21 protein-coding genes are annotated in these 19,738 nt (G+C 36.4%); 10 read left to right on the top strand and 11 right to left on the bottom strand.

Going from position 1 to position 19,738, the window contains the following annotated elements; translation table 11 throughout:
- Positions 1-13 precede the first annotated feature (13 nt).
- Complete coding sequence (hisF, locus tag O5640_RS10115) at positions 14-784, bottom strand: imidazole glycerol phosphate synthase subunit HisF (RefSeq protein WP_269612343.1); 771 nt, start codon at positions 782-784, stop codon at positions 14-16.
- 54 nt (positions 785-838) lie between these two features.
- On the opposite strand from hisF, the gene O5640_RS10110 reads away from it, so the two are divergent.
- Together O5640_RS10110 and chlG are read left to right on the top strand one after the other, a co-directional pair.
- Positions 839-1,057, top strand: coding sequence for a DUF2862 domain-containing protein (locus O5640_RS10110; RefSeq protein WP_269612342.1), 219 nt, complete (start codon positions 839-841; stop codon positions 1,055-1,057).
- Positions 1,058-1,071: 14 nt separating this feature from the next.
- Positions 1,072-2,022 carry a chlorophyll synthase ChlG gene (chlG, locus tag O5640_RS10105; RefSeq protein ID WP_269612341.1) on the top strand — a complete coding sequence of 317 codons (951 nt, stop codon included), beginning with the start codon at positions 1,072-1,074 and terminating at the stop codon, positions 2,020-2,022.
- 61 nt (positions 2,023-2,083) lie between these two features.
- On the opposite strand, the gene O5640_RS10100 is transcribed toward chlG, so the two are convergent.
- Positions 2,084-3,403 carry a 16S rRNA (cytosine(967)-C(5))-methyltransferase gene (locus tag O5640_RS10100; protein ID WP_269613851.1) on the bottom strand — a complete coding sequence of 440 codons (1,320 nt, stop codon included), beginning with the start codon at positions 3,401-3,403 and terminating at the stop codon, positions 2,084-2,086.
- A gap of 218 nt (positions 3,404-3,621) precedes the next feature.
- On the opposite strand from O5640_RS10100, the gene O5640_RS10095 reads away from it, so the two are divergent.
- Both O5640_RS10095 and trmH read left to right on the top strand, forming a co-directional pair.
- Positions 3,622-4,635 (top strand): porin, encoded by a 1,014-nt coding sequence (locus tag O5640_RS10095; RefSeq protein WP_269612340.1) that lies wholly within the window; start codon positions 3,622-3,624, stop codon positions 4,633-4,635.
- Between the two features lie 197 nt (positions 4,636-4,832).
- Entirely contained in the window at positions 4,833-5,522 is a 690-nt protein-coding gene (gene trmH / locus O5640_RS10090) for a tRNA (guanosine(18)-2'-O)-methyltransferase TrmH (protein ID WP_269612339.1), read from the top strand.
- 21 nt (positions 5,523-5,543) lie between these two features.
- On the opposite strand, the gene O5640_RS10085 is transcribed toward trmH, so the two are convergent.
- The gene (locus O5640_RS10085) at positions 5,544-6,338 is read right to left on the bottom strand and encodes an ABC transporter permease (protein WP_269612338.1); all 795 of its coding nucleotides are present in this window, start codon (positions 6,336-6,338) and stop codon (positions 5,544-5,546) included.
- A gap of 154 nt (positions 6,339-6,492) precedes the next feature.
- On the opposite strand from O5640_RS10085, the gene O5640_RS10080 reads away from it, so the two are divergent.
- The gene (locus O5640_RS10080; protein ID WP_269612337.1) at positions 6,493-6,660 is read left to right on the top strand and encodes a hypothetical protein; all 168 of its coding nucleotides are present in this window, start codon (positions 6,493-6,495) and stop codon (positions 6,658-6,660) included.
- A 15-nt stretch (positions 6,661-6,675) separates the two neighbouring features.
- Here the strand turns inward: O5640_RS10080 and lepA are convergent, their stop codons facing one another.
- Positions 6,676-8,487 (bottom strand): translation elongation factor 4, encoded by a 1,812-nt coding sequence (lepA, locus tag O5640_RS10075; RefSeq protein ID WP_269612336.1) that lies wholly within the window; start codon positions 8,485-8,487, stop codon positions 6,676-6,678.
- 83 nt (positions 8,488-8,570) lie between these two features.
- Positions 8,571-10,064, bottom strand: a complete 1,494-nt coding sequence (locus O5640_RS10070) for a malate:quinone oxidoreductase (protein WP_269612335.1) — start codon at positions 10,062-10,064, stop codon at positions 8,571-8,573.
- A gap of 74 nt (positions 10,065-10,138) precedes the next feature.
- Between O5640_RS10070 and O5640_RS10065 the strand changes: the two genes are divergently transcribed.
- On the top strand, positions 10,139-10,384 hold the full coding sequence (locus tag O5640_RS10065) for a NifU family protein (RefSeq protein WP_011294385.1): 246 nt from the start codon (positions 10,139-10,141) through the stop codon (positions 10,382-10,384).
- Between the two features lie 523 nt (positions 10,385-10,907).
- Here the strand turns inward: O5640_RS10065 and O5640_RS10060 are convergent.
- The 3 genes from O5640_RS10060 to O5640_RS10050 form a co-directional block, all read right to left on the bottom strand.
- Entirely contained in the window at positions 10,908-11,576 is a 669-nt protein-coding gene (locus O5640_RS10060; protein ID WP_269612334.1) for a hydantoin utilization protein A, read from the bottom strand.
- Between the two features lie 168 nt (positions 11,577-11,744).
- The gene (gene psbN, locus O5640_RS10055; RefSeq protein ID WP_225866589.1) at positions 11,745-11,981 is read right to left on the bottom strand and encodes a photosystem II reaction center protein PsbN; all 237 of its coding nucleotides are present in this window, start codon (positions 11,979-11,981) and stop codon (positions 11,745-11,747) included.
- A 484-nt stretch (positions 11,982-12,465) separates the two neighbouring features.
- Entirely contained in the window at positions 12,466-12,600 is a 135-nt protein-coding gene (locus tag O5640_RS10050) for a hypothetical protein (RefSeq protein WP_269612333.1), read from the bottom strand.
- Positions 12,601-12,778: 178 nt separating this feature from the next.
- Here O5640_RS10050 and O5640_RS10045 point away from each other — a divergent pair, with 178 nt between their 5' ends.
- A complete protein-coding gene (locus tag O5640_RS10045) occupies positions 12,779-13,990 on the top strand; it encodes an aminotransferase class V-fold PLP-dependent enzyme (protein WP_269612332.1) in 1,212 nt (403 codons plus the stop codon).
- On the opposite strand, the gene O5640_RS10040 is transcribed toward O5640_RS10045, so the two are convergent.
- The 3 genes from O5640_RS10040 to yidD all read right to left on the bottom strand — a co-directional run bounded on the left by O5640_RS10040 (position 13,983) and on the right by yidD (position 16,272).
- Complete coding sequence (locus O5640_RS10040) at positions 13,983-15,512, bottom strand: UDP-N-acetylmuramoyl-L-alanyl-D-glutamate--2,6-diaminopimelate ligase (protein ID WP_269612331.1); 1,530 nt, start codon at positions 15,510-15,512, stop codon at positions 13,983-13,985. The two genes, O5640_RS10045 and O5640_RS10040, sit on opposite strands and share 8 nt — an antisense overlap.
- A 212-nt stretch (positions 15,513-15,724) precedes the next feature.
- Entirely contained in the window at positions 15,725-16,036 is a 312-nt protein-coding gene (locus O5640_RS10035) for a glutaredoxin family protein (RefSeq protein ID WP_269612330.1), read from the bottom strand.
- Entirely contained in the window at positions 16,033-16,272 is a 240-nt protein-coding gene (gene yidD, locus O5640_RS10030) for a membrane protein insertion efficiency factor YidD (RefSeq protein WP_269612329.1), read from the bottom strand. The genes O5640_RS10035 and yidD overlap by 4 nt, the downstream gene beginning before the upstream one ends.
- 90 nt (positions 16,273-16,362) lie before the next feature.
- On the opposite strand from yidD, the gene rpsD reads away from it, so the two are divergent.
- The 3 genes from rpsD (at position 16,363) to O5640_RS10015 (ending at position 19,708) form a co-directional block, all read left to right on the top strand.
- Positions 16,363-16,971, top strand: a complete 609-nt coding sequence (rpsD, locus tag O5640_RS10025) for a 30S ribosomal protein S4 (RefSeq protein WP_269612328.1) — start codon at positions 16,363-16,365, stop codon at positions 16,969-16,971.
- A 104-nt stretch (positions 16,972-17,075) separates the two neighbouring features.
- Positions 17,076-18,245 (top strand): trans-sulfuration enzyme family protein, encoded by a 1,170-nt coding sequence (locus O5640_RS10020; RefSeq protein ID WP_269612327.1) that lies wholly within the window; start codon positions 17,076-17,078, stop codon positions 18,243-18,245.
- A complete protein-coding gene (locus O5640_RS10015; protein WP_269612326.1) occupies positions 18,242-19,708 on the top strand; it encodes a PLP-dependent transferase in 1,467 nt (488 codons plus the stop codon). Before O5640_RS10020 ends, O5640_RS10015 begins: the two co-directional genes overlap by 4 nt.
- Positions 19,709-19,738 lie beyond the last annotated feature (30 nt).

The raw sequence follows: 19,738 nt of genomic DNA, 5'->3' as shown, positions 1-19,738 counted from the left end.
ATGAAAATATTTATTATTCGATTGGTCTTATGGGCAAATTCTCTTTAATTAAATATTCTTTTATTTCTCTAATAGTTAATTGTCCATCGTGTAACAAGGAAGCCAAGAGAGCGGCTGAGGATTTCCCAAGAGTAAAAGCCTCTTTAATGTGTCTCAAGCAACCAGCCCCTCCAGAAGCTATTACTGGTATTGGAACTTTCTCAGAAATAGATTTCGTAAGTTCTATGTCATAACCATTTTGAGTCCCATCACCGTCCATAGACGTTAATAGAATTTCGCCTGCTCCAAATTCATATACTTTTTCTGCCCATTCAACCACATCTAAACCTGTATTTTTTCTTCCACCACTTACATAAACGTCCCACTTATTAGGAATGATTTTGTTCTTTTTTGCATCTATTGCAACCACAATACATTGAGAACCAAAACAATTTGACCCTTCAGAAATTAAGGAAGGGTCCTTAACAGCACTTGAATTTAAACTTACTTTGTCAGCGCCTGCTCTTAATAATTCATTTATTCCATTTAATGAACTTATTCCTCCTCCAACAGTAAATGGAATCGTTACAGCTTCGGATGTGCGTCTAACCATATCAACCAAAGTTGATCTTTTCTCGTGTGTAGCTGTTATGTCAAGAAAGACCAATTCATCCGCTCCAGCCTTGCTATATCTACATCCCAACTCAACTGGGTCGCCTGCATCACGCAATCCAACGAAATTAACCCCCTTTACTACTCGTCCGTTTGAAACATCAAGACAAGGAATTAATCTTAAAGCAACCATGATTTTTAAACAGAGGAACTGTTAAGGTTGCCCAGACTTAAGCATTTTGATGCCATGGCCAAGCCAGCCTCCCTAACTAGGATAGGATCAAAAATCAAAATTAATATTGAACAAGTTCGTGATCGCATACCTTCTGATTTGATTAAGCAACTTTCAGAAGATCCAAGAGGAACAGTAATGGATTACAAAATGACTGATGGTAGAGGAATTGGTTTGGTGCTTAAACTTAAAGATGGCAGCCAAAATTGGTTCTTCGAAGATGAAGTTTCTTAACCCGAGATTACAAAGTGAGTGATGCTAGGCAACTCCTTGGAATAAAAGGAGGTTCTGAAACAAAAAACATTTGGAAGCTTCGTTTGCAATTAATGAAGCCCATTACATGGATTCCTTTATTGTGGGGAGTAATTTGTGGAGCAGCTGCTAGTGGGAATTACCACTGGGAATTAAGCAACGTTTTTGCTTCAATAAGTTGCATGTTTATGAGCGGGCCGCTCTTAACTGGATACACCCAAACAATAAATGATTACTTTGATAGGGAAATAGACGCAATAAATGAACCCAATAGGCCAATACCCTCTGGGGCTATTTCCCTTTTTCAAGTTAAATGTCAAATCTGGGTTCTATTAATAGCTGGTCTGGGAGTTGCCTATTTATTAGATATATGGGCACATCACACCATCCCTTCAGTCCTTCTGCTTGCATTGGGAGGTTCATTTGTAAGCTTTATTTACTCAGCGCCACCTTTAAAACTTAAACAAAATGGTTGGCTCGGAAATTATGCACTTGGTGCAAGCTACATAGCTCTTCCATGGTGGGCTGGACAAGCTCTGTTTGGACATTTAACTTGGACAACCTCACTGCTTACTCTTGCCTACAGTTTGTCAGGCTTGGGCATTGCAGTGATTAACGATTTTAAAAGTGTGGAAGGGGATAGAAGCCTTGGACTTGAATCACTCCCTGTCGTATTTGGTATAAAGAATGCAAGTCGCATTAGCGCAGGAATGATAGATATCTTTCAACTAGCAATGGTAATAGTTTTGATAGCGATAGGACAACATCTTGCATCTGTCATCCTGGTTTTACTCATAATCCCTCAAATAACCTTCCAAGACATATGGCTATTACGTGATCCGTTGAGTTTTGATGTTAAATACCAAGCCAGCGCACAACCATTTCTAATTTTAGGAATGCTTGTAACGGCTATCGCCATAGGTCATAGTCCACTGATTAGTTTGTAAAATTAATTATTAAATTTAAGAATAGAATGATAAATATTTAAGCTTCATTCATTTATATCTTTTATTTATTTTTAAATTTATTTAAAACTGCAATATAAAAACCATCCCCATTAGCTTTTTCTCCAGGCCATATTTGTTTTTCATAAACCAATATAAATTCAGCCTTTAATTGAAGAAACTTTTTTATCTGATTAAAATTTTCATCAGGGTGAATAGTACAAGTGGAATAGACCAATGTGCCTCCTCTTTTCAATAAAGGCGCCAAGGCGTTAAGTAACTGACTTTGAACAGAAACAAGCTCCTGTATATTATCTTGATTCATTCTCCATCTTGCATCAGGGTGGCGAGCGAGAGTACCCAGTCCAGAGCAGGGAGCATCAATAAGTATACGATCAAAAAAACCTTCCCATTCAGGATGTTTTAGTAATAATTCATTAGAATCAGCAACCAATAGTTGCAAACATTTAGTCCCTAGTCTCTCTGAGTTAGCTAATATTTTTTGAGATCTTCGTGATGATCTATCAACAGACCAAATCTTTCCCTCATTATTAATTAATTCAGCGATGTGTGTTGATTTACCACCTGGTGCGGCACAAGCATCAAGAATTTTTTCTCCAGGCAAAGCCCCTAATGATGGAGCGATTAGCTGTGATGATCTATCTTGAACACTCCATTTTCCTTCTTCATAACCCGGCCATTTTTTAGGCTCACCCCCACCAGCAGGGACTTCCAATCCATAAGGGCACCCTGGGATCAATTGGGTTTTAATACCGAAAGAATCAAAAATTTCTTTTACATCTTTTCTCTCTGCACGTAATTTATTCACTCTTATATCAATGGGGCTAACACTGTTGAATGCTTGCGCAATCTTATTAGCATCTTTAAATCCCCTCCAAGCAATCAATTCCTCTGCGAACCAAACAGGTATTGACTCATTTTTAGCTAATTCTAAACTCGGCTTCTTTGATTTAGGTGGTTGGAGATTTTTCTCCTTACTACGAAGAGCCGATCGCAAAATACCATTTACCACAGGAGCTAGCTTTGACAAACTAAGATTTTTTGTAAGTTCAACAGTTGTGTTAATCGCAGCAGCTGGAGGTATTCGCTCCATTTTTAAAATTTGATAAAGCCCAAGATGCAATAACCATCTCAATAGCGGAGGTTGTTTTTTGGCTGGTACTTTTCCTAAAAAATCTATCCAGTGATCCAAAAAATATCTTTGACGAATTGCGCCATAAGAAAGCTCTGTTATCAAGGCTTTATCTATCGGCTTAAATGAATAAAGATTAAAGACCCTCTCCAAAGCCACATCAGCAAAGGCTCCTCCACCAGCAGCTTGAATAACCTCCAAAGCAGCTTTTCTTGCCTCTAAGCCTTTCATTGCAGACAGATGTTTATTCAAAAGCAAACATTTTATACTGAAACGTAAAATATCAATGAAATAATATTAGCGCGAAAATACCAGGAAGTCTTTTACTGCAATCACTTTCAAAGGAAAGGCCTCCCCTAGTCCAGCCTAAGAGGTGTAACATAAGATACTTTTAACCTCTTGTTAACAGAGTTATTCTTGGAGCAACTTCTTTAATGTGTGAGGACACGATGAAGCTTTTTCAACGTTTATTAGTAGCTCCTGCAGCTCTAGGCCTTATGGCTCCAGTTGCAGCTAATGCTGATTCTGCATTTACATCAACTACTACTCTTTCTGGTACTGCTGTTTTCACTGTTGGTTCTGTTGCCGACGGCGGAACAGATGACAAGTCAGAAGAGCTTTATATGCAATATGCATATGGCCTTGACATCAATACTAGCTTCACTGGCGAAGACCTATTTACAGCTGGAATCATTACTGGTAATGCAAGTGGTCCTTTAGCAAGCATGGATAGTGCTGAAACAGGAACAGGTGCTCTAACAGTTTCATCTCTTTACTACGCATTCCCTGTAGGCGATCTTTCAGTAACAGCTGGTCCTTTGGTTGACCAAGATGATGTTGTTGCAGCAACAACTTCTGCTTACTCAGATGCTTTCAGACTAGGCAGCATGCCTTACTCTTTGGCTGGTAGCGAAACTGGTCCTGGAATTGGTGTTGCTTACTCTAATGACAACGGCGTAGTTGCTTCTGCTAGCTTCGTTTCTGTTGGTGGTGCTGATTCAACAGTAGGAATCGGTGGTGACAATGGTGATGACGTAACAACTGTAACCCTTGGCTACAACGGTGACGGATTTGGTGGTGGTCTTGTAATCGCTTCCAACGACGGTGAAGCTGGAACAACTGGTTACGACACATTTGGTGGCGGTATCTATTACAGCCCTGAGTCCATCCCAGCAACTATCAGCGTTGCTTACGACACAAAGGATCCAGAAGGAACAGCTAAAGACGAAACTGACTTTTTCGTTGGTGTCGACTATGAAGTAGGTCCTGGAACATTAAGTGCTGCTTACAATTCAACTGATGTTGATGGAAGCGATACTTTTGATAGAACAGGATTTGAAGTTTCTTACACCTATGCAGTGAACGACAGCGTTACAATCACTCCTGGTTTCTTCACAGTAGAAGATACAGGTGCTGGTGATGACGACTCTGGTGTTGTTGTTGAAACAGTGTTTAGCTTCTAAATTTACTAGAAATCAAAACACTCTCAAATTAAATAAAAGGCTTCTGTCCAATGGACAGGAGCCTTTTATTTATGTGATATTTTGATTAATTGTTTTTGATTAAAATAAGTTATTTAATTTAGCTTTTCATAATCAATTAAACTCAATTTCCTACTATCCTCATCAAAAAGAACTAACTGTTCTATGAATAATTAGAAATGCCTGTCTTACCTAGACGTTTTGAGCGACTAAAATCAGTCCTAAACAAAAGAATTTCAAATCTCACTGTCTTAATTGAGAATGTTGAAAAGCCTCATAATCTCTCAGCCATAATAAGAAGTTGTGATGCTGTTGGTGTTCTTGAAGCTAATGCAATATTCAACAAAGAGAAATTTCTAACGTTTAATAGCACCGCTCAAGGAAGCCAAAAATGGGTCAAAATAAACCAATATAAGGAAACCACCGAGGCAGTCAAAGTTCTTAAAGATAAAGGGTTTAAATTATTCGGAACGAACTTGAATCCCAAATCAATTGACTACAGAAAATGTGATTTCAAGGGGCCAACAGCATTTGTACTAGGTGCCGAAAAATGGGGTATTAGCGAAGAAGCAGCCAGCCTAGTGGATGAGCACATTCATATTCCAATGAGAGGCATGGTCGAGTCATTGAATGTATCAGTCGCAGCATCCGCACTATTATTTGAAGCAATAAGACAACGACAAGTAGCCAATATAATTCCTGAATCTGGAGAAGGTATGAGCCAAGAAACATATAAAGAAAAGATCTTCGAGTGGGCTTACCCCGAGGTTTCTCAATGGTGCAAGAATGAAGGAAGAAAATATCCAGAACTTAATGAAAAAGGTGAAATTATAGATGATCTCCCAAGAACAGAAAAAATGAGATATTAAATTCCAAACCTCAAGTATGATTTAATTATGCAAACTATTTTCACTTATAAATTTCTCTAAACCTTCTCCAATAAAAGATAAACCTAACACTAAAACGAACATAGCCATACCAGGATAAATCGCTGTCCACCAGATACCAGTTGGCAATGCAACTAATGCCATATTTAAATCGCTTCCCCATTCTGGAATATTCTCTGGGAGACCTAATCCAAGGAATCCCAATCCTCCAAGAACCAATACAGCATCGGCAGCATTAAGTGTTAAGACCACAGGAATAGAAGTAAGAACATTTTTAAGAAGATACTTTCTTATCACCCAAAGTGGGGATGCTCCCAATGATATGGCTGCCTCAATATAAAGTTCTGATTTAACCTGTGAAGTTTGGTTTCTAACGAGTCGGAAGTATTGAGGAATATAAACAACACATAATGCTATTGAGGCATTTAAAATACCTCTACCCAATAAAAATGCCATCACCACAGAAAGGAGGAGCACAGGGATGGTATAAAGAGTATCCATGAAAAGGACTAAAATCCTATCCAAAAGCCCGCCAATGTAGCCACTTAAAAGTCCTAAAAGTATACCTATCAGAACAGCAAGAGATACCGCAACGAAAACGACCTGTAATGCAACCCCACTCGCAGCCAAAGTTCTAATACAAACATCTCTTCCTAGTCGATCTGTTCCACACCAGTGATCTATGGATGGAGCTGAAAAAATCGGGTTCCCTAACCCAAGTTCACCATTAGGTACAATCTTTAAAGATATTAATAGTGGCATAAAAATAGAGATACCTATATATACAAACAAAATCATCAGCCCAACAAACAATAACCGTGTCGACAAGTTCTTTCGTCTTAAAAAATCTCTCAGATTCAATGATCAAATAAGAAAACCTAATTAAATTTAGCTGTAAAAGGTAGAAATTAAAAAAAAAATTGCTTAAATAAAGCAATACATACAGTTTAAGATGCATTTTAAAAATGATGGTCTCACCGTAGGGGAGCTCTCAATCACCATTGCAGCATTAATAATTATAGGTTTTATATGGACAAACCTAACAAAAGACAAAGGTAATCAAGAAGTCTCAATGTTTATAAATAATTCAAGTGAGATAAACTACACAAAACAAACATAGATCATAAAATATCTATTATTCATTATTTAATTTCAAGACTGCCATAAAAGCCTCTTGGGGAACATCTACTTTCCCCATAGACTTCATTCTTTTTTTCCCTTTTGCCTGTTTTTTCAACAATTTCTTTTTTCTAGAGATATCACCCCCATAGCATTTGGACAAAACATCTTTTCGTAAAGCACTAATACCTTCACTTGCAATAATTCGACTCCCAATTGAAGCCTGTAAAGGAATCTTAAATTGCTGTTTTGGAATAAGTTCTTTTAATTTCTCAACAAGTCCTTTCCCTACACCATAAGCATTATCTTTATGAACAATTGTCGTTAAAGGGTCTGCTCGCTCTGAATTAATTAAAACGTCTAATCTAACTAAATCATTTTCTCGATAACCAATTAAGTGATATTCCATCGAAGCATATCCCTTAGTTCTGCTTTTCATCTGATCAAAGAAGTCGGTGACTACTTCTGCTAGGGGTATTTCATAAATAAGAGTAACTCGGTCAGTTGTTATGTACTTCATATCAATAAAATCTCCTCTTCTGTCCTGACAAAGTCCCATCAAAGTTCCGTTGTAATCATTAGGAGCATAAATTTCCATTCTGACGTAAGGTTCTTCTATGGTTTCACGTTTTTGAGGGTCTGGAAGTGTAGCTGGATTATCGATCATCAAAACTTCTCCATCAGTCATTTTTACTTTATAAATAACTGAGGGTGCAGTAACAATTAAATCCAAATCATATTCACGCTCTAAACGCTCTTGAACAATTTCCATATGCAATAAACCCAAGAATCCACAACGAAAGCCAAATCCCATTGCACTACTTGTTTCAGGTTCATATTTCAATGCAGCATCGGATAGCTGTAATTTATCTAAAGCCTCCCTTAGATCTGGGTATTGGTCTGCATCCGTGGGGAACAACCCACAAAAAACCATTGGCTTAGCTTCGGTATAACCTGGTAAAGCTTCATCAGCAGGTCTATCCTGCAACGTGATCGTATCCCCGACTCTTGCATCAGCAACTGCTTTAATTGATGCAGCTAAATATCCAACCTCACCTGCATGAAGAGAGTTTACCTTTACTTGATCAGGAGCCATAACACCTATTTCATCTAACTCATAACTTTTTTTACTAGCCATAAGTAAGACTTTGTCTTTCTTACTTATGCCACCACTCATGATTCTGAAATATACAATTACCCCTCTATAAGGGTCGTAATAAGAATCAAAGATAAGTGCCTTTGTAGCTTGACCAGTATTATCTTTAGGTGAAGGTATTCTATCTACAACTGCTTGCAGTATTTGTGGAATGCCAACCCCTGTTTTAGCAGAACAGCAAATCGCCTTAGATGTATCTAAACCAATAATTGATTCAATCTCATTTTTTATTTTTTCAGGATCAGCACCAGGTAAATCAACTTTATTGAGAACAGGAATAATTTCTAAATCATTTTCCAAAGCAAGATAAACATTCGCCAAAGTTTGGGCTTCAACTCCTTGACTAGCATCAACAACCAGCAAGGCACCTTCACAAGCCTGCAATGATCTACTCACCTCATAAGAAAAATCAACATGACCAGGAGTATCAATCAAATTCAAGACATATTCCTCTCCATCATCAGCTTTATAATTCATCCGGGCTGCTTGTAATTTTATAGTTATCCCTCTCTCTCTCTCAAGGTCCATATTATCCAAAAATTGTTCTTGCATGTCCCTAGAAGAGACAGTCCCAGTGTCCTGAAGAAGCCTATCTGCCAAGGTTGATTTACCATGGTCAATATGTGCAATTATGCAGAAGTTCCTCAGACGAGAAATGGGAACATTAGTCATGCGAAAGATATTAAAGGAACAAGATTTTCATTTATCAATTCAACTCAGAATAAAGATTAAACATAACTCACCATTACTATGTTTTAAATTAATTTAAGTAAGAAATCGTTTCTTTTGCGAATTGACAAAAGTGCTTCTTGATTTGAATTAATATCTGTCCCAATACTTGGAAAAAGCTCTAACAATTTACTTTGCCATTTACTTGATTTCATTTTTTCCTGCCAGCAACGGTTTAAAACTTCAATCATAATTGTTACTGCTGTGCTTGCGCCAGGGGAAGCCCCAAGCAAAGCAGCTAAGGATCCATCTGATGAAGTAACAACCTCTGTCCCCATTTTTAAAACACCACCTTTAGAGGTTTTTTTAATTATTTGAACACGCTGTCCTGCTATTGAAAGCTTCCAATCGTTAGGTGAAACCTGAGGTAGAAATCTTTTTAAAGTTTTTATTCTATCCTCATTTGTTTGTAGTAATTGATTAAATAAGTATTTTCCTAAATCTATATTGTCTATTCCTGCTTGAATCATAGAGAAAAGATTAGTTGTTTTGATGGATCTGAATAAATCCAATTTTGATCCATACTTTAAAAAATTTGAACTAAATCCTGCAAAAGGCCCAAACAAAAGAGACCTTTTTCCATCTATCCATCGTGTGTCTAAATGTGGGACAGACATTGGTGGTGCTCCAACTGCTGCATTTCCATAAACCTTTGCATTATGTATTTTTGTTGATTTTTCCTCTTCACAAATCAACCATTTGCCACTTACAGGAAAACCTGCATATGACAATCCTTCTGGGATTCCAGATTTTTGCAAAAGAGTTAAAGCTCCTCCTCCCGCTCCAAGAAAAACAAACTTTGATCTAACAATTCTATGTTTTTTTGCTCCTCCTTCTAAAGATACATACCAATCTCCTTCACTATCTTGTTGAAGATTTTCAACATTAGTAGAGAAGTTAATCTCAATAGATTTTGCCTCTTGAATATGATTGATATATGAGCGAGTTAAATTGCCAAAATCAATATCAGTTCCTCTCTGAATTCTTGTCGCAGCGATCTCTTCGCTCTGTTTCCTACCATCCATAATCAACGGAATCCAATCTTTTAACTCACCATGATCCTTGGTGAATTCCATTTCTGCAAAAGCGCCATGAGAACTAAGTTCAGAGAATCTTTTTTTAAGCAAAAAGATATCTTTATCTCCAAAGACAAGACTGATGTGTGGCAACTTATTTAAAAAAGTTTTTGGAATCAATTTTCCTTTTTCTGCCAAAGATGCCCAAAACTCTAAGCTTTGCTCAAAGGATTTATTTATTTCAAAAGCTTTGGTAGTACTAAGAGATCCATCCTCTTGAATTGGAGTGTAATTCAGCTCACAGTTAGCAGCATGTCCTGTTCCAGCATTATTCTTAGCGCAGCTACTTTCCAAACCAGCAGAAGATAATCTTTCAACGACCAGTAATCGTAAATCTGGCTCAAGCTCATGCAGAAGTACTGCAAGAGTTGAGCTCATAATTCCTGCACCTACTAATATTGCGTCATAAGTATTTTCTGAATCTGAGGCACTAGTATTAAACAAAATCTTTATCAAGATTACATACAGACTATCCTGCAATTAACTAAGCTAAGCAAAATTAAATTAAATAGACCAAAATGAGCGACGAAACTCTTGCGCTTACGACAGAAAACGTTGAAAAGGTTCTTGATGAATTAAGACCATTTCTAATGGCTGATGGAGGAAATGTAGAGATAGCTGAAATAGATGGACCAATTGTCAAAGTCAGACTGCAGGGAGCTTGCGGAAGTTGCCCGAGTAGCACGATGACTCTAAAAATGGGTATTGAAAGAAAACTAAGAGAAATGATTCCAGAGGTTAGCGAAGTAATACAAGTCTTATAAATTAATTTTATACTTAGCCTTTATTATTAATTTATAGAACTTAATTCCCTTTTAATTGCAGACTTATAATTAAGACAATCTAAGGGGAGACCATTATAAATGAGATAAGCGATTGGAGCCATTAAGCCAACTGTAAAAATAAGGTTAGAGGCCCCTAAACCAATGCTTCTAAGCAAATAAGTTATTCCATATATCCCTAAAAGATATATGTGCATAATCAAAAATTCCTTAGTATTTTGAACAGGCCATCTAAAGATAGAACCTAAGAAAAACAAAACACCTTTCATCAATCTTCTTTATAGTTGAATGATCATACATAATCTTTAATCATTTTCACTGATAAATATGTATCTTAAGATGATAAATGATGTATCAATTAATTTTTGAATTTTGATTTATTTAAAGAATATTCTTGCTTAAGTTTCCTCATTCTTCTTGACCATATCAGTGTCGCAATAACAACCCATAAAAAAAAGAAACCCAAAGCAAGAAGGCTAGCTGTGTAATTCATGAAGAAAGACTTTTAAAAAGTTAGAACCGAAGTCTTTTGAAGCCAAAATATTCCTGTCGCTATTGATAGTGCTCCTATTGATCGCATCAAGAAAGGATAAAACATTTTATTAGCTTTACTCGTTGCAAAAGATATACCTAAAACAACGCATCCCATTGCAAAGACTGATCCAAGTAAATATGCAAATAAATAAGCCACAGCTCCAAACAATGGCAATGCCAATGCGGGAATGACTGCAACCAAATGACTAGCACCAGCAAAACCATGCAAAACGCCTAATCCCGTTGCAGCATGAGTATGCCTTCTATGAAGGTTATTTCCAGATGAATGGAAATGAAAATGTTTATGAGGTTTTTCTTCTCCATGCATATGCTGATGCATGTGAATGTTTACATTCAAGGAAGTCTTAATAGCTAAAAACCCCACAATCAAAAGACTTACGCCAACAAGAACTTCTGCATAAGAAGACATTAATTCAATATTTATTAAGTCCTTAGCCAAAATTCCTAATATTAAGAGAATTAGGACACCTGCTGAGTGTCCAATTCCCCATGCCAAACCATCATTTAAAGCTACTATTGGTTTTTTTATAGATGAAGGAGCCATTGCGACCATATGGTCAGCTCCGCTAACTACATGCACTGCCCCAGCAGTAAATCCAGTTAAGATGCTGATTAACATGAGCAATTATTGGTTGATACTTCTTTCAAGTAATGGATATTTTCTTTAACGTGAATCAATTTTTTAATCTTAATTACTCAATATTACATCGGGGTACCTAAAAAATATAGATGAAAATTTTTATGAATAAAATTTTTCATCTAGTTTGTTCTGGATACTGCTTGATTATTACGAAATTTGATCTTTTTGAAGTTTCCCAGACATTTCGTAGGCCTCTGAACTTCCACCATGTCCATGGGCAATACCTAATTCATGCATTTTCGCATGTTCATCAATGGTATCCCTGAGCTCTTTTGAGCCTGAACCGAATGTTGAGTAAACTCCATATGCTACTGAGCCAGCTAGTAAAACAACTATCCCTCCTATGAGCATCAATAATGTTGGATCAGTAGTTGAGGTTTCCATTCGTATTTAATTTAAATTCAAGTAATTCTACTGTATGAATAAAGACATCGAGAGCTAAAAATGGAAACTACATAAATTGGCCTAATTATAATCTTTGTTTCGTAAATCAAAAAGTCAAAAAATATTTATAGTTAACTAGTTTTAAATGATAGATAAGTTAGAAATAAATTGATAAAAATTTATATAAAATAATTTAATTCTATAAATAGGAATTAAATTATTTTATCATTAAAAGATTAATTAAAATATAATTAGAGAGTAGAGTTATAAGCCAAAAGCCCAAAGAAACCCAATATCAAGAGGATGCTAGCAATCCTGCTAAAAGTTACAGGACCAAAATCAATTTTCATCTTAAAACTCAATTAGGACTTACATCTTAATATAAAAAACCACAAAAAGTGAAATAGCTTAAATAGAAAGTAATTCAAAAGTTCAACAGAAATATCATTTCACTATTTTGCCTGATGGAACCAAAATCTAATCACTATTCACTCTTTTGATTGTTAACTTCCAAATGATGTTCATCAGAATTAATCTCTTTTTCACTTTTTCTTATTTGCCCATCGAACATGACCACCCATTCTTGAGCTTTGATTTTTTGTTCTTTTTTGATATTCATAAACCAGTTAACAATTAAAAACCATCCTACTTTAATGAAGTGCTTTTTGATTTAAAATCGCTCCAGAAAATAATTAAAAATGGTAGACGTTAAGGTTCATATAACTAAAAGATATAATTAAATTGGTAAGTTAGCTAAAAAAAGATATTCTTAGTTACCACAACTAAAAGATAAGGATATGTCACCAATATTGTTCAAAGACAATATGCCTGCTCTACAAAATAAAGACTATTTTAATTATGGAGGTCAAGGTCCACTCCCAACTCAATCATTAAATGCAATAACATCGAGTTGGGAAACAATTCAAAAGTTAGGTCCATTCACAAATAATGTTTGGCCATACATTACTAAAGAAGTCATAGCTACGAAAAATCTTTTAGCAGAGATTTGCGCTATTCATCCTAAAAGAATTGCCTTGACTGAAAATGTCACCTCTGGTTGTGTCTTACCTCTACTAGGACTGCCATTTTCTGATGGTGATAATTTATTACTTAGCGATTGTGAACATCCTGGGATAGTCGCAGCATGTAAAGAATTAGCTCGAAAAAAGAATCTAACAATCGCCATCCTACCAGTATCAAAATTATGCAATGGTAACGACAAGAAAGATGAGACATATAATGAAGTACTCAAATTGATAGATGAATATCTACAAAAAAACACGAAGCTAGTTGTTCTCTCACATCTCCTATGGAATACAGGACAAATCATGCCAATTAAACTTATTTCAAAAAAACTTAAAGAGCATTTAAGCAAACCTTATTTATTAGTTGATGCTGCCCAAAGTTTTTCTCATATCCCAATCAAAGATGCTTGTAACCATGCGGATATCTATGCGTTTACAGGACATAAATGGGCTTACGGGCCTGAGGGACTGGGGGCTGTTGCTCTTTCAACAAGAGTTCTAGAAGAATCAAGTCCAACATTAGTTGGTTGGAAAAGCTTAAAAGCTGAAGAAGGGATATATGTCAATAATAAAACTCCTTTTCATTCTGATGGCAGACGCTTTGAGATAGCGACCTCTTGTGTCCCTCTTTTAGCTGGTCTCAGGAGCTCTCTAATAATGTTAAAAGATGAAGGTCATGAGACTGAGCGCTTTTGTAAGATTAAAGATCTCAGCGCTATCCTGTGGGGAAAACTAAATCAAATCAAAAATATTGAACTTGTTTTAAATAGTCCACCACCTTCAGGAATTGTAAGTTTTAATATTAGAGGAATTAATTCTCCTGAAGAGGTTGTCAACTATCTTGGGCAAGAGAATTTATGGATAAGAGTTCTAGAAGATCCTAAATGGCTACGTGCTTGCGTTAATATCACTACCGATTTAAACGAAATAAATAATCTTGTTATTGGTCTGAAAAATTTCATATCGAATCAAGAGTCTATATAAAAATCTTTTTTATAGATAGTGCTTTTCTAGCTTGTTCACGATCATCAAAGTAAATTGTCTGATCTTTTAAAATTTGATAATCCTCATGACCTTTTCCTGCAATTAAAACAACATCGTTTGTCTTAGCTTTTGCTATGGCAAGTTGAATTGCTCTGGATCTCTCTGGCTCAACAGAGATTTCAGAATCGAAAATCATACCTTTTTCAATATCTCTAATAATTTCGCATGGGTCTTCTTGTCGAGGATTATCAGATGTCACAACTACATAGTCTGCAAACTTAGCAGCAATTTCTCCCATCTTAGGTCTTTTACCTTTATCTCTATTACCACCACAACCAAAAACGCAAATTAATTTATTTTTCGTCAAAGATCTTGATGCGAATAAAGCATTTTGCAATCCATCCGGTGTATGTGCATAATCTACTATTACTAGTGGATAGCCGTCTTTGACTTTAAATCCATCTATATTTATAAGTTGCATTCTCCCTGGCACTCCAGGGAATTTTTTTAAAGCAGCCAAAAGATCATCTAAGGGCAATCCTCTTTGAACTAGAACGCCTACTGCTTGCAAGATATTCATTAAATTAAAATCACCTATCAGTGGTGAAAAAAAGTTTCCTGCCCCAAAGGGTGTATGCAATTTTCCCTTATATCCATCTTGCATAACTTGAAGATTACTAATATATATATCTGGTTTTTCTCTGGTTTGAGACTTTTCTTTTAATGAGCATGTCCAACATTTTTGGTTTAGCTCTTTTGCTAATAAGGCGCCCCATTTATCATCTATATTAACAACTGATCTAGGCTCATCATCTTCTATTAAATGTGATCGGAACAAACTAGCTTTAGCCTCAAAATAAGATTCCATTGAATCGTGATAGTCTAAATGGTCTCTTGAAAGATTTGTAAATATTGCCCCACTAAAGTCGCAACCAGCAACTCTATTCTGAGATAACGCATGTGAACTTACTTCCATTGCTGCATATTCGACTCCTGCCTGAACAGCTTTTCTAAGTTGTTCCTGCAAAGGGACAGCAAAAGTAGTTGTATATTTTGCCGTTTCCTCATGGTTAGGCCATCGATTAATTAATGTTCCAAATAAGGCGGATGAATGGCCAAGCGAAGCAGACAAAAATTCAATTAAAAATGATGTAGTCGTTTTACCATTAGTACCAGTGACACCTATCAAACAGATCTCACTAGATGGTTTACCCCAAAAGTCTGCAGCTAATTTGCCCATAAATAGTGAGACAGGATCCGGAATAATAATTACAGGATCTTCATTAGTTGGTGGATTTAGAAGAGAGGCATTTTTACTAATAATGGCCGCACAAGCACCTTTCTCCATTGCTTTTGCCCAGTAAGTCCCTCCATCAACTTTTTCACCATCTAAACCTAAAAACAAATCACCTTTTTCAATTTCTCTAGAATCACATGAAAGATTTTTTATTTCTGGATTCGCTAATCCTGAAGGGACTTGAAGATCAATGGCTTTCAATAAATTGTGTAGATAACGCGACAAAGCAAACCTCTGATGATGAAAAATCAATAAAGGATCATTTCAAGTATGAAAGACCTGCATGATGTTCACTACAAAACAAATCTACTTACGATTCAATAATTAGAAAGAAATTTAATCTTCTTTATAAAAGAGTCTTGGTTACTAAAAAAATAAATTATATTTTCCTATTTAAATCATAAAGTAATTTCATAAAAGAGAAATTGATTATTTTCTTAAGCTGTTTTGTACAAAATATTCAAATTCTTTTGTATCCAAGATAAAAGCATGTCTTCCTTTAAGCGTGGAGAAACACGAGGTAATTCAATCTTTTTTAATAATCTAGCTGAGTCAAGAACCATTACTGGAACTTCATTTGTATACTTCATTTGAATATCTAAAGAGACTCTATTGCTATCTATATCGACAATTGAAAGTACAATAGAAGGTTTTAAATTTCTTAGACATATATTAGACAATTTTTCTTCAAGTGTTTGACACAAACAGCACCCTTGACGTGAATATAAAATCAATACCTCTGAGTTCATTTTTCGGGAACAGGGTCACAGCCACATGGGGTAAAAGGATGACATTTGCTTAACCTTTTCAAAGTCAGCCAACCACCTTTCCAAGGGCCATGCTTATTAACGGCTTCTATCCCATAAGCACTGCAACTAGGGATAAAGCGACAACTCGGACCAAACAATGGGGAAATCCACTTTTGATAAAAAGAAATTAAACCAACAAAAACAAATGCAATGGCTTTATTGATCTTTGTAAGCATCTTTAGATAGAATAAATAACTGGTGAATAAGGGCCAATGGATTTAGTTCCAGATTACCCTCGCCAGCAAACATTTCCAATTTAAGTCCTTATGTCTAGATACCGCGGACCTCGATTGAGGATCACGCGACGCTTGGGAGACCTACCTGGTCTCACCCGGAAGGCCGCTAAAAGGTCTCATCCCCCTGGTCAGCACGGCCAAGCCCGTCGCAAGCGCTCTGAATACGCGATCCGACTCGAAGAAAAGCAAAAACTTCGATTCAACTATGGTATTTCTGAACGCCAGCTTGTTCGCTATGTAAAGAAAGCTCGTGCTCAGGAAGGTTCCACAGGAACAAATCTCTTAAAGCTTTTAGAAAATAGGCTTGATAATGTTTGTTTTAGACTTGGATTTGGACCTACCATCCCAGGTGCAAGGCAGCTAGTAAACCATGGGCATGTAACTGTTAATGGCAGGACAACTGACATTGCAAGTTACCAATGCAAGGCTGGAGATGTTATTGCCATAAGAGATAACAAGGCTAGCAAGCAATTGGCTCAAGCCAACTTAGAGTTCCCTGGTCTTGCGAATGTTCCTCCACACCTTGAGCTTGATAAAACCAAACTCTCGGCCAAGATATCTGCAAAGACAGATAGGGAATGGGTTGCTATAGAAATTAATGAATTGTTAGTTGTTGAGTATTACTCAAGGAAGGTATAGAGCTACACATAGCTTCTTTCTTATTAAATTTATATATGGAGCCCCTTTTTTTAGGGGCTTTTTAGTTGTTTTTCTATAGCCTATAGAAAAACAACTAAAAAGATATGGGATCAGTAAAAAGGAAAAAGGAGTTCAGCACTGGAGTAAACACAAGAGTCATTCATCCCAAAGAAAATTTTTCTGAAGAGACTGGATCAATAATGCCTCCAATCTTCCCAACATCAACGTTCATTCATGGCAATGAGGGTGGCTTTGACTACACTCGTTCAGGAAATCCAAATTTCCGAATCCTTGAATCAGTTTTGTCAGATCTGGAAGAATGCCAGTTCGCAAGTGTGTTTAGTTCTGGAGTAGCTGCAATTACAGCAATAGTCTCCTCACTTAAGGCTGGAGACTTAATCATTTGTGAGGAGAACCTTTATGGATGTACGGTGAGATTATTTGAACAAGTTTTTAATCGTTTTGGATTAAAAACTAAATGGATAGACTTTACCAAGCCCAATTTTCAAGAAGTCATTTCAAATCACAAACCCGCGATGATTTGGATCGAAAGTCCGACCAACCCACTCCTTAAAATTATTGATATTGAAGGGATTTGTCACTTCTCAAATAAAATGCAAATACCTGTTGTTGTAGACAATACTTTTGCAACACCTCTATTACAAAGACCTCTAAAACTTGGCGCGACCTTATCTTTAACTAGCACGACCAAGTATATCAATGGTCACTCAGACGCACTTGGAGGTGCGGTATGTACCGAGAGTACCGTATGGAAAGACAAGTTGGATTTCGCCCAAAAAGCTCTTGGTTTAAATCCTTCTCCTTTTGATTGCTGGCTTATTACTAGGGGGATAAAAACTCTTCCACTTCGATTAGAAAGACAAATAAATAATGCATCTAAAATAGCCAATCAATTAGCCAACAATCCAGTAATAAAATCAGTTCGATATCCCTTCAGAAGCGATCATCCACAATGTAAATTAGCACAAAGGCAAATGACTCTTGGAGGAGCAATTGTTACTGCCACTGTTAATGCAACTCAAGCCCAAACTTATTCATTTTGCAAAAGTCTTCATTACTTCAAGATGGCAGAAAGTCTCGGAGGAATTGAAAGCCTTGTTTGCCACCCAGCAACAATGACACACGCATCAGTTTCCAAAGAAACCAAATTAAAGATCGGAATTACTGATTCACTTATCCGATTTTCCGTAGGATGTGAAGATATTGAGGACTTGAGTGCTGACTTAAATCAAGCCTTGGGAAACATCTCTTGACTGAAAGAAATTTACTAAATGATCCTTGCTGGAGTGCTAAAGATTTAGGAGAGCCTCTACCGAATAGGCCACATGCCGTATCTGTTGCTTTACCTAGATGGGAAGATGTAATCGCCTACGAAGAGAAGGTTCCAGCCTGTATTGATTCATTAAAAGCAATTTATCCTAGATTTGGGTTTAACCCTTTTGTTGCTGAGGTGGCTCGTAAATCACTTGAATTTCATGGTGAATCACAGCAAAGCAGTTGGCCCTATCCCAATAGAGCTTCTGCTTTGAGTGCTCAAACATATTGTCATCGAAAATATTCTGATTGTTCTTCAAAAATAAAAGATTTTCTTGGGATTTCATGTCTAATTGTTGATCAAAAAAGTACTCCTTCAGCAAAAGCCTACTGGCAACATACTGGTCTTGGATTATCATCACGTGAAGCTGCCATTGCCCTTGGGAGAGAGAACTCACCCTCCATTTCAGATAGCCATTCAGCTAGAGGTGAACTGCTTAATCGCTTAGCAAATATATATAATTGTGATTGCACTTTAATACAACTACATCGCTCAGGCATGGCGGCCTTAACGACTATTCTTACTGCGATAAAGTATATTAAAGGAAATAATTCGACACTTCAAATAGGCTTTCCATATGTTGATGTGCTTAAACTCCCTCAAATTATTTTCCAAGGAAGCGATCTCATTATAAAAACAAAATTAAATCATATAAAAGAAGAGCTGGATAAAAAAAATCCAGCTGCATTAATCATAGAAATACCAAGCAACCCGTTATTGCAATGTGTTGACCTAATATCTATTTCAAAATTAGCTCAAGATAAAAATATCCCAATTATCGTTGACGATACTATTGGTTCATCTCTAAATGTTCATCTAACTCCTTATGCAGATGTTGTTTTTAGTTCACTTACAAAAAGTTTTGCTGGAAGAGGGGATATTCTTGCTGGCAGCTCTGTCATAAGTCCTTATTCCAAGTGGAAAAAAGAATTAGCAGAGATAATTCCTAAAGTTGCATTATCTACCTTATCTGATTCAGATACTATCGAGTTGGAGAAAACCAGTCGAGACGTTGAGGATCGCTTGAAAAGGTTAAATCTATCTTGCTTAAGGCTGAAAGAAAAATTAGAAACAAAAAAAGAAATTTCAAAGGTTTTACATCCCCAATATTGTAAAAATTTTAATTCGCTACTGAAGAAAGGAGGAGGTTATGGATGTCTATTATCGTTTGAACTTAAAGGTGGGATTGAAGAATCAAAAAGAGTTTATGATTCATTAAGAGTAAACAAAGGACCAAGTTTAGGTACAAATTTTACATTGGTTTGCCCATATGTTCAGTTAGCTCACTTTAAAGAATTGAAATGGGCGGAAAGTTGTGGAGTCTCGGAACACTTATTAAGAGTGTCAGTAGGGTTAGAAAATGAAGATGAATTATGGTCAAGATTTAATTCAGTAATATAAAAAAATCACTAATAAAGATTATCTAAATAA

The organism is Prochlorococcus marinus str. MIT 0912 (assembly GCF_027359595.1).
Classification (GTDB): Bacteria; Cyanobacteriota; Cyanobacteriia; order PCC-6307; family Cyanobiaceae; genus Prochlorococcus_B; species Prochlorococcus_B marinus_C.
Note: the sequence above shows the minus strand (reverse complement) of the source record. Positions and strands in the feature narration are given on the sequence as shown.

Bases quoted from the DNA above. Each gene is read 5' to 3' on its own strand.
- O5640_RS10085 (WP_269612338.1), bottom strand. From the start codon at position 6,338: ATGATTTTGTTTGTATATATAGGTATCTCTATTTTTATGCCACTATTA.
- O5640_RS10095 (WP_269612340.1), top strand. From the start codon at position 3,622: ATGAAGCTTTTTCAACGTTTATTAGTAGCTCCTGCAGCTCTAGGCCTT.
- yidD (WP_269612329.1), bottom strand. From the start codon at position 16,272: ATGCTTACAAAGATCAATAAAGCCATTGCATTTGTTTTTGTTGGTTTA.
- psbN (WP_225866589.1), bottom strand. From the start codon at position 11,981: ATGGAAACCTCAACTACTGATCCAACATTATTGATGCTCATAGGAGGG.
- lepA (WP_269612336.1), bottom strand. From the start codon at position 8,487: ATGACTAATGTTCCCATTTCTCGTCTGAGGAACTTCTGCATAATTGCA.
- rpsD (WP_269612328.1), top strand. From the start codon at position 16,363: ATGTCTAGATACCGCGGACCTCGATTGAGGATCACGCGACGCTTGGGA.
- O5640_RS10050 (WP_269612333.1), bottom strand. From the start codon at position 12,600: ATGAATATCAAAAAAGAACAAAAAATCAAAGCTCAAGAATGGGTGGTC.
- O5640_RS10065 (WP_011294385.1), top strand. From the start codon at position 10,139: ATGAGCGACGAAACTCTTGCGCTTACGACAGAAAACGTTGAAAAGGTT.
- O5640_RS10110 (WP_269612342.1), top strand. From the start codon at position 839: ATGGCCAAGCCAGCCTCCCTAACTAGGATAGGATCAAAAATCAAAATT.
- O5640_RS10020 (WP_269612327.1), top strand. From the start codon at position 17,076: ATGGGATCAGTAAAAAGGAAAAAGGAGTTCAGCACTGGAGTAAACACA.
- O5640_RS10045 (WP_269612332.1), top strand. From the start codon at position 12,779: ATGTCACCAATATTGTTCAAAGACAATATGCCTGCTCTACAAAATAAA.
- hisF (WP_269612343.1), bottom strand. From the start codon at position 784: ATGGTTGCTTTAAGATTAATTCCTTGTCTTGATGTTTCAAACGGACGA.
- trmH (WP_269612339.1), top strand. From the start codon at position 4,833: ATGCCTGTCTTACCTAGACGTTTTGAGCGACTAAAATCAGTCCTAAAC.
- O5640_RS10080 (WP_269612337.1), top strand. From the start codon at position 6,493: ATGCATTTTAAAAATGATGGTCTCACCGTAGGGGAGCTCTCAATCACC.
- O5640_RS10060 (WP_269612334.1), bottom strand. From the start codon at position 11,576: ATGTTAATCAGCATCTTAACTGGATTTACTGCTGGGGCAGTGCATGTA.
- O5640_RS10100 (WP_269613851.1), bottom strand. From the start codon at position 3,403: ATGAAAGGCTTAGAGGCAAGAAAAGCTGCTTTGGAGGTTATTCAAGCT.
- O5640_RS10035 (WP_269612330.1), bottom strand. From the start codon at position 16,036: ATGAACTCAGAGGTATTGATTTTATATTCACGTCAAGGGTGCTGTTTG.